Here is a 12,774-nt window from a genome sequence, read left to right on the forward strand (position 1 = left end):
TCGTGCCGTGTCAGCCGGCGCCAGGGACGAGTGTCGGGCGTTGCGCCAGCAGGCCCGAGGCCTGCTCGTAGGCATGGGCAATGTTCAGTACCTTGAGGTCCTGGTGCATACGGCCGATCAACTGAATGCCCATCGGACGCCCACGCGGGTCGAAGCCTGCCGGCACATTGATCACCGGGCATCCCGACAGGGTGCCCGCGATGACCACTTCCATCCAGCGGTGATAGGTGTCCATGGGGCGACCGTCGATCTCTTTTGGCCAGTGAATATCGGCGTCGAAGGGGAATACCTGGGCGCTGGGCAGTGCGACCACGTCGAAGGTGTCGAACAAGCGATCCAGCGTCTGATACCAGCGGCTGCGAGCATTCGAGGCAGCATAGACCTGCATGGCGTTCAAGGTCAGTCCGCCCTCGATTTCCCAGATCACCTCTGGCTTCATCTGTGGCCGGTTTTCCGCCACGTCATAGAGTCTCCCGAGGCCTCCGGCAATCAGGAAGTGGCGCAGGGTGAGCCAAGTTTGCCAGAGTTCATCCATGGAAAAGTCGACGGCGACTGCCTCGACGCTTGCCCCGATATCGACAAGATGCTTCAGCCCTTCCTGACACACCTCGAGAACCCCGGGTTCGGTGGCCAGATAGCCACCGAAATCGCCGAGCCAGGCGACGCGAAGGCCGCGGGTCTCCATCTTCAGGCTCTCCACGTAGCGCGAGGTATCCGTCTCTAGCGATAGCGGCACCCGGGAGTCGAAGCCTGCCATGGTGGCCAGCAGGCGGGTCGTGTCGGCGACGTTGCGCCCCATGGGACCCTCATAGCCGAGTTGCTGATAGAACATCTCTCCCGATGGGCCATGGGGGACGCGCCCCTGGCTCGGCCGAAAGCCGATGACGTTGTTGAAGGCAGCGGGGTTTCTCAACGATCCCATCATGTCGCTGCCGTCGGCGACCGGTAGCATCTGGGTGGCAAGCCCCACGGCGGCGCCACCGCTGCTGCCGCCGGCGCAGAGGCTGTGGTCATAGGCATTGCGAGTGGTGCCGTAGACGCCGTTGTAGGACTGCGAGCCAAGGCCGAACTCGGGAACATTGGTCTTGCCGATCAGGATGGCGCCGGCCCGGCGCAGACGCTCGACGAAGATCGCATCGACGTCGGGGATCCAGTCCTTGCTCAGCGCAGACCCTCGCGTCGTGACGATGCCGCGGGTGGCTGACAGATCCTTCACCGCATGGGGAAACCCGTGCATCCAGCCTCGGTAGTTACCCTTGGCCAGGTCATCATCGGCCTGGGTTGCCTGGTCCAACAGCCGGTCGCGGGGCTGAATCGCGACGATGGCGTTGTAGGTCGGGTTGTAGCGCTCGATATGATCGAGGTAAGCGGTCATGACCTCGCGACAGCTGACGTCACCGGTGCGGATGGCGCGGGATAGGTCGAGGGCGCTGAGGGCGACGATGTCGTCAAGGGACGTGACGGTCGCGGCCACGGCGTGGGAAAGGCCCAGAGTGCCGGCCAGGGCGCTAGCGCCGGCGCTGAGCTTGAGAAAGTGGCGACGATCCAATGCGGAGAAGGGCGTCATGGTGGAACCTCGGTGGCGATGGGGGCGGCCGTTGAGCTCGGTCGTACCGGGAGGGCGCAGGAGGGTCTCGTGAAGATCTCGGCAGGACTCGCATGGCAGGCTGGCGGCGGGAGAGTGATGCCAGGAGGAGGAACGTCACCTTGGCCATTGGAGGTGACGTTCATGTCTACCCAGGCACGCGACTGGTTCTTTTACGACCCGGAGCCTTAGGACGGTACGTCCTCGAACGCGTAGCGCTTGATGTCATGGTAGCCAGCGGCGGGGTGAGCGACAGCGTAGTGCGCGCCCCAGCGCATTCGTCGACTAACCTTGGGCGGATGCCGGGCTTGGTCATGGCGATCGGCAAAAACCGTCCTTCGTCATCATCTTCTTCGCTATCTGCTTCGCTATCTGCTTCGTTATCTGCTTCGTTATCTGCTTCGTTATCGGCTTCGTTATCTTCGGAGGCGCTGAGCGCCGGGTACGTCGAAACCGATATCGTGGCCGTTTTGCTGCGCCCAAGGGCCGATGTTGTGCGACTCACGCCGCCATTGTTGTGTTCTGACGGTGATCGTCGCTGGCCCCGCCGTTCGTGGCATGGTGCCGGTTGTTGGCGCCGCTCGGCCTGGCCCAAGGCATGCAGTTTTCGGCGTTGAGGTGACGGCAAGGCCAGGCGCTGGCCGAGGCCGGAGACGCTTGATGCAGCCTAGATATTGTCGTCGTCCTGTCCGGGTGACGGGTCGGCGCCGCGACCTGAGCGATAGACCAAAGTCGTTGTGCCTCATGCTTGCGGGTTGCCGGCCCGGCAACTAGATTCCGATGTGGTGGTATGACACGTATACAGGCCGATATGTCGGCCGGATCGGTCGTGCGGCCGATCAACACTGCGCTATTCCGTTCGTGATGACCGAAGGAGAACAACAATATGGGTACGCCCCGCCTACCGTTTCGTCCATCCCTGCTCGCACTAGGCATCGCCGGCGCCGTCGGTCTCTCTCTTGCCTCTGCCGCCCAGGCCGAGAGCCTGACCTTCGCCCACGTCTATGAGACCTCAGAGCCTTATCATCAGTGGGCGCTGTGGGCGGCCGATGAGATCGAGAAGCGCACCGATGGGCGCTATACGATCGACGTGCATCCGGCCTCGTCGTTGGGCAAGGAAGCCGATATCAACGAGGGGCTGAGCCTCGGCACCGTGGACTTGATCTATACCGGCAACCAGTTCGCTGGGCGCTCCTACGGCCCCATCGGTATCGCAGGCGCACCTTACATGTTCCGAGATTTCGACCATTGGCAGGCCTATGCCGACAGCGACCTGTTCAAGGAAATAGCGCAGGGCTACGAAGAAGCCACCGGTAATGTGCCCTTGGCAATGAACTACTACGGTCAGCGTCACGTGACCTCCAATACGCCGATCAACACGCCGGCCGACATGGAAGACCTCAAGATCCGTGTTCCCAACGCGCCCATGTACATGATGTTCCCGGAGGCCGTAGGCGCCAACCCGACGCCGATTGCCTTTGCCGAGGTGTATCTGGCGCTGCAGCAGGGGGTGGTGGATGCCCAGGAAAATCCGCTGCCGACGATCAAGGCCAAGGCCTTCTATGAGGTTCAGGACTACATCGACCTGACCGGACACATCACCGACTCTCTGATCACCATCGCCGGTGGCCCACTGTGGAACCGCCTGAGCGAGGATGACCGCTCGATCTTCCGCGACGTCTATGAGGAGGCCGGCGAGAAGATCACCGCCGATATCGCTCAGCAGGAGCAGGATCTGGTGGCCTGGTTCGAGGAGCAGGGGGTCACCGTCAATCGCGTCGATACCGAGCCGTTTCGTGAGGCGGTCATGCCGTTTCACAACGGCGAGGCGGCGACCTGGGACCAGGCAACCTATGACCGCCTCCAGGCGCTGGGCGAATAGAGCGAGCCGAACATTGCCCGGCGCTATCTCGGGGCGGCCGTTGGCCGCCCTTCGGGTGACGACACGGCGTCCTGGTCCGGTCGAGGCCCGTGGGCTTCGACGCAGTGCGGACATGGTCGGCTCATGAGCATGCGGTTGCCTGGTGTGGCTTGGCACCGACGCCATGGCCGCGGGAGGTCGTTGAACCTCAGGGCGTCAGTCCGCGGGACGACCATCGCAGGTGACCTGCAGGCCCTGGCACGAGGAGAGCAGAATGAACGATGAGCCGGCCACGACCGAATCGCCCGGATTCGCCATCGGCGAAGACGATGACAGTATCCACCCCGGGGACTATGCCGTGGAAGACTACGTGACGCTGGTGGTCTTCTGGCTGTTGGCCCTCGATGTGTTCGTGCAGTTCTTCAGCCGCTATGTACTCGGCAACTCCATCGCCTGGACCGAGGAAATCGCCCGCTACCTGTTGGTATCGGTCGGGTTTCTGGGCAGCGCCATGGCGGCTCGCAAGGGCTCCCACATCGCCGTGGAATTCTTCTATCGCTATCTGTCCGACGGCGTGGCCCGGGCCATGTCGACTCTGGTCGATGTGGTGAGGATTCTGTTCATGGGTGTCATGACCTGGATTACCTGGCAATTGGCCGAGCGTACCAACTCGATGATGGTCTCGGTGGATCTGCCGAAGAGCCTGCTCTACTACGTGGTGATGCTGGGCTTTGCGCTGATGCTGGTGCGCTCCATCCAGAGCGCCATCGGCCACTGGCGGACCAAGACCAGCGAATTGATGTTTACCGATGACGACGCCTGACCGGCGTCCGTGGAGTCTCTGAGATGACCGAAGCCATGATCACAGCGCGCCGTGGGTCTCTGGTTCCCCCCGTCATCGCCTTGTTGGCCGTGATCGGTTGCGTGGTGCTGGCCGTGACGGGCCAATATCTTTCCTTACTTTTCGCGGCGCTGTTCACCTTGCTGGTGTGTGGCCTGCCGATTGCGATAAGCCTGGCGGGGTCCTGCCTGCTGTATGTGATGTTGACCGGGCGGGTGCCCGATGTGGTGGTCGTGCATCGCATGGTGAACGGCATCGACAGCTTTCCGTTGCTGGCGATTCCGTTCTTTATCCTGGCCGGCAACCTGATGAACAACGGCGGTATCACCAATCGTATCTTCGACTTCGCCAAGGCGTTGATGGGCTGGATGCGTGGTGGGCTGGGTCATGTCAATGTCGGTGCCAGTATCGTCTTTTCTGGCATGTCCGGGGCGGCGGTCGCCGATGCCGGAGGCCTGGGAACCATCGAGATCAAGGCCATGCGTGATGCCGGCTATGATCAGGAGTTTGCGGTCGGCATCACGGCGGCATCGTCCACCATCGGACCGATCATTCCTCCGAGCCTGCCCATGGTCATCTACGGCGTGATGGCCTCGGTATCGGTGGGACAACTGTTCGCTGCCGGCCTGGTGCCGGGGTTATTGATGGGGCTGACCCTGATGGCGATGATCACCTGGCTGTCCTGGCGTCGCGGCTACAAGCGCGATGCGCGTTTCTCCATGAGCGTCCTGGGCAGGACCTTCTGCCGGGCCTTTCTGTCGCTGTTGACGCCGGTGATCATCGTCGGTGGGATCGTGACCGGTGCCTTTACGCCCACCGAGGCGGCGATTGCCGCCGTGGTCTATGCCCTGGTCCTGGGGGGGCTGGTCTACCGCACCCTGACCTGGCGCCGGTTGCTCAAGGTCAGCATGGAAACCATCGAGACCACGGCGGTCATCCTGTTCATCGTCGCGGGCGCCTCGATCTTTGCCTGGATCCTGACCTCGAACCAGGTCACCCAGCACGTCATGGGCCTGCTCGGGCCCTTCCAGGACAACCCTGTTGCCGTCCTGTTGATCGTGAACCTGGTGCTTATCGTGGTGGGTTGCTTCATGGAGACCATCGCCGCCATCACGATTCTAGTGCCGGTGCTGTTGCCCGTCGCGGTGGCCGCTGGGATCGACCCGGTCCACTTCGGGGTGATCATGGTGCTGAACCTGATGATCGGGCTTTTGACGCCGCCGGTAGGGATGGTGCTCTACGTGCTGTCCCGGGTGTCGCATATCTCCTTCGAGAAGTGCATGCGCGGTACGCTGCCGTTCCTGATCCCATTGGTGATCGCGTTGGGCCTGGTGACCTTCGTCCCGGCCATCTCGCTGTGGCTGCCGACCCTGGTCTATCGCTGAGTGGCGATACCGAAGCCCTGTCATCGACCTGGCCGGCAATGGGCTGACCGATGACAGGACCCCGGCGGCGGTGTCAGCGCCTCGAACCTCGACCTCAAGGAACCCCCCATGTCCGATTCCCGCTATGTGAGCTGTCGCGTCGACGCAGATGACCTGAGTCGCTTCATTCGACAGGCTCTGGGGGCCGTCGGTGCCGACGAGGCTTCGCGGCAGGCGGTGGCCAGAGCCTTGGTCACCGCGTCGCTGATGGGGACCGACAGTCACGGTCTGCGTCTCTTGCCGCATTACCTGAACGCCCTCGAAGGCGGTCGAATCGCGCCATCACCGCGACTCGCCTTCACCCGTCGACTCGCGGGGACAGGGGTGCTGGACGCCGGCAATGCACTCGGTCATCTGGCGGGATACCGGGCCATCGACCACGCCGTCGAAATGGCAGCGGAGGTGGGCTTGGGTGCGGTGGCGGTGGCCAACTCGTCGCACTTTGGCGCCGCTGGTTGCTATGCCCTGGCGGCGGCGGAGCGGGGCATGATCGGGATGGCATTCTGCAACTCCGACCCCTTCGTGCTGCTGCATGGCAGTCGCGCGCCCTTCCACGGCACCAATCCCATCGCCTTCGCCGCGCCAGTCGAAGGCGCTGATCCCTACCTGTTGGACATGGCGACAAGCGCGGTACCTTGGAACCGTGTTCAGCAGTATGCCGCTATCGACAGGACGCTGCCGCCGGACGTGGCGGCCGGCGCCGACGGTGCCATGACCCGTGAGGCCGCCGATGTCACGGCGCTGCTGCCGCTGGGGGGGGAGTCCTTTGGCTTCAAGGGCGCCGGGCTTGGCGGTGTCGTGGAGATCCTGAGCTCGACATTGGCTAACATGGTGCATGGTTTTCACCTGCTGCCCATGGGCGGGGAAGACCTGGCCACACCGCGAGGGGTGGGTCACTTCTTTCTGGTCATGAACCCCGACGCGTTCAGCGACCGCGCTAGCTTTCAGCGGCGCCTGGCGAGCTACCTGGCGGACCTGCGCGGACAGGCCGCGGTAGAGGGCAAGGCGGTGCTGGCGCCGGGGGATCGCGAGTGGCGCTGTCGCGATGAGCGACGCCGGATGGGGATTCCGCTGGATGTCGCGCAGCGGGATGCCTATCGAGGGGTTGCCGCTGGGTATTCGGTCGAGTCGCTGCGCGAAAGGCAGTGACATCGCCCAGGCCACGTCCAGGGGGCGAGGGCGCCGTCAGAGACGACGCGCTCGATGCGCGGCATGGCAGACGGTGTCGGGCTCCGCGCACAGCGCACAGCGCGCTCGGGTGTCCCATGGCAGACGGTGTCGGGCTCCGCGCACAGCGCACAGCGCACAGCGCGCCCGGGTGCAGTACCATGGCAGGGAGATGCGTTGGGTGAGCCAATTCACCCCTCGTCATGCACTGAAGGAGACCGGTGTCGATGAGCAAATATCGGGTGGAGCGCAAGACGCTCTCCGAACAGGTGGCCGAGCAACTGGAGGCCGAGATTCTGGAAGGGCGGCTCGGTGAGAACGCGCAGCTACCCTCCGAGCGTGAGCTGATGGAGCAGTTTGGCGTCGGGCGTCCGGCGGTACGAGAAGCCTTGTTTTACCTGCAGCAACTCGGGCTGATCGCGATCAATAGCGGGACCCGTGCGCGGGTGATACGCCCCACCGCGGAAGCCGTCATGGCGCGCCTTTCCGGCGTCACCAAGCAGCTGTTGTCCAAGCCTGCCGGGCAGCAGTACTTTCAGGAAGCCCGGGCGATGTTCGAGATTTCGCTGGCGCGTCACGCGGCGCAGCATGCCAGCGACGAGGACGTCGAGGCGCTGCGGGAGGCCCTCGCTCACCAGCGTTCCGTGCTCGGCGATGAAGCCGCCGTCAAGCGGGCCGACAACGACTTTCATGGCGTGCTGGCGGCGATCGGTCGCAATCCGATCTATGACGCCATCCACCAGGCCTTGTCGGAATGGCTGGACGATCGGCGTGCGCAGGCGCTGCAGCGCCCGGGGGAAGATCTCGCGGCGCTGGAGGCGCACACCGCGATCGTTGAAGCGATCGCTGCGCGTGATGTAGAGGCCGCCGAGGCCGCCATGCGCCGCCACCTCGATCGTCACTATGGCACCTACATGGAGCTCAAGCGGCGGTTGAATTCCTGACGCCCGAGGAGAACTTGCAGGGCGCCCGAGCGACGATGGAAGCGGCGATGAAAGCGGCGATTGAGCCCCTGTAACCGGAGGAAAACTACGGCCGGTGAAGAGACGGGCCAGCTGCAGCGTCCAGCGTCCATCGTCGTAGCCTATTCCAGTGTGGTCAGGGACGGGTGCAGTAGATCGACGAGGCTCTCGCCAGCGCCCGAGACACCCGTGGTGAACGCTACGGGAGGCGCCGATGCAACAATGGGGCTGGTGGACGGGGCGCCGGCGCTCGATGGCCACTGAACGCCATCCGCGGCATCGTCGCCCCATCCAGGCAGGCGCGACTCGCGAGCATCGAAGAGGTCCTCCTCGGTCAAGTGGCGCCTGTTGCCGCGACCCGCGCTATCGTCCTTGATGTCGGCGTTAACGGTGGTGCTTGCCTCGAATTCGGTGTCGGTAGTCGCGGCAGGCGTCACGCTGCCGTGAACGTCTGCACCCGCCGCCCGTGTAGCGCTGATGGAAGCCGGGCCTTTCGACGCCGCGAGGTACGAGCTGGGGCTATCGTCGTTGACGATGATGCCCAGCGAGCCATTGGCGGAATCGCCGTCAGCATCGGTCACGCGGTAGCCGATGTTGAACGCGATTGCGTCCTCGGTGCCTTGGGCAGGATGATCGAGTGGCCGGGCCAAGGCGACCTTGTAGCTACCGGTGGCCACATCGGTCAGTTGGATGGACAGCACTCTGTCGCCATTCTGACTGCATCCGATCAGCGAACGCTGGTTGCCATTCAGTTCAAAGTCGATGGGGGCGCCGTGGGAGGTGAGGCTAGGCAAGTCATCCATTTGCCATGCGAAGCCACCGATACCATCGTCGCCAAAATCGTACCCCAGCAGGCCAGTGGCGATCGTGCTGGGGCCCGCAAGGCCGTCGTGGCTCGCCGTGCCTCCGGGAAGGCCTTTCTCGTCGACCACTGCGGTCGCCGGCGCGGTGGGGGGGCCGGCAGACTCGGGGGTGGTTGGGGTGTCGTTGACGCGCTCGATGACGAATTTCCCCTCGGCGATGGAACGGTCGCCGTCACCGTCGGTAGTGATGATCTGGAACGTGACGTCAGGATCGGTGCCCCCCGGTAGGTTCGGCGCGGCGCCGAAGGTCCAGGTCCCATTGGTGCGCACTATCAGCGTGCCATTGTCGGTCTCGATGAGCGTGTCTAGGGGGGAGAAGTTGGTGTCGTCCTGCACTTGGATCAGGGTGCTGGCGATTCCATCGGCACCGCCCTGGGCCGACCAGGTGCCGGTCACCGAGTCCCCTTCGACGATGCTGGGAGGGGTGGTGATACGGCTGGTCGGGCTATCATCATCGACTACCATACCCATCTCGGCCGAGCCTTGGTTCCCCCGAGCGTCGGTGATGGTGTAGCCAAAGGTAAAGGCGAGGTCGTCTTCGCTGCCATCGATGAGGTGATCCAGAGGACGTGTCAGGGCCGCGCTGAAAAGTCCACGGCTGCTATCGATCATGGCCAATGCAAGCACGGTGTCGCCGCTATCGGTGTACCCCAGCAGGGTCGCGCCGTTATCGCGCAGCGTGAACCGGACATCTTCACCGCCCGAGCGAAGGCTCGGCGTATCGGCAAGGCGCCAGGTGAAAGCATCGCTGGCGGCCGGTCCAAAGGCGCCGAAGGAGTAGGCCAGTCGCCCGCTGGCCATGATCGACTCTCCGTCTCCATCGTCTTGGCCACCAGAACGTCCGAGGGGTAGGCCGTCTTCGTCGAGCTGGACGAGCCCCGCAATGGAGCCGTCCTCCAGTCGAGATGTCCAGTCCACGGACGTGCCGTTTTCGAATTGACTCATAGTGTCCTCAGCCTTGCGAAATTCACCGTCGTGTCGGCGGTTTGTGCGTCGAGTAAAACTAGGCGAAGGCGAGAGGGAGCAACATTGACCTCGTGGGCGAAAAAAATGCGCAGGAAAGTCTCATGACGATCGAAGTGGAGCAAAGACTACCGGCCTGGCCTACATTTTTTCGCCGCGGCGTCGTGCTTGTCGTCCGAGACCCTTTGTCGCACCGGCAGGATGTCGGGCGCGACCGAGCCGGCGGCCCGAGGAGCAAAGCGTTGCAGTGATGAGGCGCAGGTGCCTGCCATGTCAGACCCGCGACGAGGTCATTGGCGTGCCAGGGCCTGCTCCAGGATCGGGCAGCGTCTGCCTTGCTGGCGAGCCATCTCCACCACGGGGACGATCCGGCGCCGGCATTTCTCCTCGTGATGTTGGGCGATGTCGTCGAGCCGGTGGTCGAGATAGGGATTGGCAAAGCGTTCCAGGGTCGTGGTGACGTAGTCGTCGAGCCCCATGCCAGGCAGTGCACGATCGAGTACCGGCACGACTTCGGCGCGAAGCAGGGTCTCTAGTTTCCCCCCCAGGCGAGGATCGGCCATGGCCTCGCGGACCAGGCCGATGTCGTTGCCGAGCCCCAGCGAGCGACGTTGGGCCACCAACCAGCTGTGCGCCAGGTTCAGCACGTGCAGCTTGCGTTTCTCGAAGGGCGTGACGTCCGCCACGCACCGGACATCGGGATGCGGGAAGGGGAGTGCCAGTCCGGGGGTCTGCTGAATCGCCCATAGGCCGTAGGGCTCGGCCACTGCCCCGATGGGATCGAGGGCCTCCGACACGATGCGGTCGACCAGGGTGGTCGCCCACACGCACTCGTGCTCCAGCCAGTGGCTAAAATCGGCATCGGCGTAGTGTCTTTCGCACAGGCCGCTGACCAACGAACGCAGCTGCTGTGCATTGTTGGTCAACAGTTCGCAGGGCAGGACCGTCACGCCTGAGCCGCCTGCGTCGAAGCGGGCGTACAGGAGCTGGGTGAGCTTGGCCGGAAAGGAGCGTGGGCAGCGCAGCAGAGGGCTATCGCCCGGCGGCACCTCGTAGCCGCTTTCGCTGACGTTGGAGACCACATGACGGATGTCGTCGCGAAAGCGTGCCCGGACCTCGTCCCAGTCGTCGTCGGCCACCAGGACGGTTGCGATGCTGGAGACCCCAAGGACGCCGTCGATCAGGTGCCCGTCGCGGCGACCGCGCAACTGTACCGGATAGCTCGATACCCGTGCCAAGTGGTTGGCCTTGGCACGGCCCTCGGCGCGATCCGAGCTCTGCACGGCGATGATGGAGGCCGGCGAACCGCCGCCGGCGTTGGCCTCGTGGGCGAAGTAATCGACGTGGGCCAAGAGAAATCGACCGATACCGAACTGCATGATACTGGGGCGCATGAAGGGTCTCCAGGCGGAAGGGCGCCGACACGGGCGGTCGATTACAGCGACACACCGCGCTTCCAGGGAATGAAATCATGTTGGGACAGGCCGACGGCTCGAGTGGTATAGCGTCCCGAGGCGGTTTCGATGCATAACCGCAAGAGCTCATCGGCGAGCGCCTCGATACTGGTTTCACCGCGAATGACGGCGCCGCTGTCGAAATCGATGATGTCCGCCATGCGTGAGGCGAGCTCGGTGTTGCTGGCGACCTTGAGCACCGGGGCGATCGGGTTGCCGGTCGGGGTACCGAGCCCGGTGGTGAAGATCACCAGGTTTGCACCGGAGCCGACCAGCGCCGTGGTCGATTCCACGTCGTTTCCGGGGGTGCACAGCAGGCTGAGGCCGGGGCGGGTGGCCGGCTCGGTATAGTCGAGCACTTCCACGACAGGGCTTTCGCCGCCTTTCTTGGCAGCGCCTGCGGACTTCATGGCATCGGTGATCAGGCCGTCGCGAATATTGCCCGGAGAGGGGTTCATCGAGAAACTCGCGCCGACCGCGTCGGCGTGGCGCTGGTAGGCGCTCATCAGTGCCGTGAACCGTGTCGCGGTAGCGTCATCGACGCAGCGCGAGACCAGCTCATGCTCGACGCCACAGAGTTCCGGGAACTCGCTGAGGATACCGCTGCCGCCGAGGGCCACGAGGCGATCGATGGCGCCGCCGACCACCGGATTGGCCGACAGGCCAGAGAAACCATCGGAGCCGCCACACTCCACCCCGATGCGAAGCTTCGATAGCGGGGCCGGCGCGCGGCGAACGCTGTTGGCGGCCTTGAGGCCGTCGAAGATGGTGGTCAGGGCGTCGCGGATCAGGGCGTCCTCGCTGGTGCTGGCCTGTTGCTCCAGGTAGTGCACCGGTCGTAGCGCGCGGGGATCGCGTTCGGCCACGGCCTGGCGCAGCATGGCGATCTGGGCCTTCTGGCAGCCGAGGCTGAGCACCGTCGCCCCGGCCACGTTGGGGTGGCAGATGTAGCCCGCCAGCAGCCGGCAGAGTGCGAGGGCATCATCGTCGGTGCCGCCGCATCCCAGGGTATGGGTGAGAAACCGCACGCCATCGACGTTGGGGAAGGGCGAGGCCAGTGCATCCGGTGTCTCGTCGGCGCCATGGTCACCGTGGAGCATGGCGCGGGCCATGCGCTTGTACTCGCGATACGGGTCGTCGCCGAGGGCGTCGGCGACGCTTTGGCGCAGCACTTCGATATTGCGGTTCTCACAGAACACCAACGGCACCACGAGCCACAGGTTGGCCGTACCGACTTCACCGTCTGCGCGTGCATAGCCGTCGAAGCTCACGCCGGTGAACGCCGAGACGTCCGGTTGTAGCCACTCGCCGCGCCTGGGGGCTGCCCCGCTCGAGTCGGTAGAGTGTTCCACATTGTCGGTGCGGATCGCGCCGCCGGCGTGGATGGACCGCGTCGCCCTGCCCACCGTGACACCGTACATGACGACCCTATCACCCACGGCCAGGTCACACAGGGCGAACTTGTGCTTGTGGCGTATCGCCTCGACCAGACGCACATCACCACTCTCGTCGGCGATGTCGGTGCCCTCGGCGAGGTCCTGCAGGGCGACTCTGACGTTATCCTTGGCATGCACCCTGAGGCTGGATTGAGCGGGGCCGTCGGTGGCGATGGGGGAACGTGACGAGTGTTGGTCGGCGCTAGGCATGGTGAACT

General features: G+C 64.2%; 9 protein-coding genes. 5 read left to right on the plus strand and 4 right to left on the minus strand.

Annotated features, from left to right (window positions below; genetic code table 11):
- Positions 1 to 10: 10 nt before the first annotated feature.
- Positions 11 to 1,567 (minus strand): amidase, encoded by a 1,557-nt coding sequence (locus tag ACUN9Y_RS16825; RefSeq protein ID WP_445461875.1) that lies wholly within the window; start codon positions 1,565 to 1,567, stop codon positions 11 to 13.
- A gap of 904 nt (positions 1,568 to 2,471) precedes the next feature.
- Here ACUN9Y_RS16825 and ACUN9Y_RS16830 point away from each other — a divergent pair.
- From ACUN9Y_RS16830 to ACUN9Y_RS16850, 5 genes are all read left to right on the plus strand, one after another.
- On the plus strand, positions 2,472 to 3,467 hold the full coding sequence (locus ACUN9Y_RS16830; RefSeq protein ID WP_445461876.1) for a sialic acid TRAP transporter substrate-binding protein SiaP: 996 nt from the start codon (positions 2,472 to 2,474) through the stop codon (positions 3,465 to 3,467).
- A 253-nt stretch (positions 3,468 to 3,720) separates the two neighbouring features.
- Positions 3,721 to 4,269 carry a TRAP transporter small permease gene (locus ACUN9Y_RS16835; RefSeq protein WP_445461877.1) on the plus strand — a complete coding sequence of 183 codons (549 nt, stop codon included), beginning with the start codon at positions 3,721 to 3,723 and terminating at the stop codon, positions 4,267 to 4,269.
- 23 nt (positions 4,270 to 4,292) lie between these two features.
- Positions 4,293 to 5,672 carry a TRAP transporter large permease gene (locus ACUN9Y_RS16840; protein WP_445461878.1) on the plus strand — a complete coding sequence of 460 codons (1,380 nt, stop codon included), beginning with the start codon at positions 4,293 to 4,295 and terminating at the stop codon, positions 5,670 to 5,672.
- A gap of 108 nt (positions 5,673 to 5,780) precedes the next feature.
- A complete protein-coding gene (locus tag ACUN9Y_RS16845; RefSeq protein ID WP_445461879.1) occupies positions 5,781 to 6,860 on the plus strand; it encodes an Ldh family oxidoreductase in 1,080 nt (359 codons plus the stop codon).
- 245 nt (positions 6,861 to 7,105) lie between these two features.
- On the plus strand, positions 7,106 to 7,822 hold the full coding sequence (locus tag ACUN9Y_RS16850; RefSeq protein WP_445461880.1) for an FCD domain-containing protein: 717 nt from the start codon (positions 7,106 to 7,108) through the stop codon (positions 7,820 to 7,822).
- 140 nt (positions 7,823 to 7,962) lie between these two features.
- Here the strand turns inward: ACUN9Y_RS16850 and ACUN9Y_RS16855 are convergent, their stop codons facing one another.
- The 3 genes from ACUN9Y_RS16855 to ACUN9Y_RS16865 form a co-directional block, all read right to left on the minus strand.
- Positions 7,963 to 9,648: a hypothetical protein gene (locus ACUN9Y_RS16855; protein ID WP_445461881.1), complete on the minus strand. Its 1,686-nt coding sequence runs from the start codon at positions 9,646 to 9,648 to the stop codon at positions 7,963 to 7,965.
- Positions 9,649 to 9,956: 308 nt separating this feature from the next.
- Positions 9,957 to 11,060 (minus strand): mannitol dehydrogenase, encoded by a 1,104-nt coding sequence (locus ACUN9Y_RS16860; RefSeq protein WP_445461882.1) that lies wholly within the window; start codon positions 11,058 to 11,060, stop codon positions 9,957 to 9,959.
- A 41-nt stretch (positions 11,061 to 11,101) separates the two neighbouring features.
- Positions 11,102 to 12,766: a UxaA family hydrolase gene (locus tag ACUN9Y_RS16865; protein WP_445461883.1), complete on the minus strand. Its 1,665-nt coding sequence runs from the start codon at positions 12,764 to 12,766 to the stop codon at positions 11,102 to 11,104.
- Positions 12,767 to 12,774 lie beyond the last annotated feature (8 nt).

This window comes from Halomonas sp. V046, from assembly GCF_052645355.1.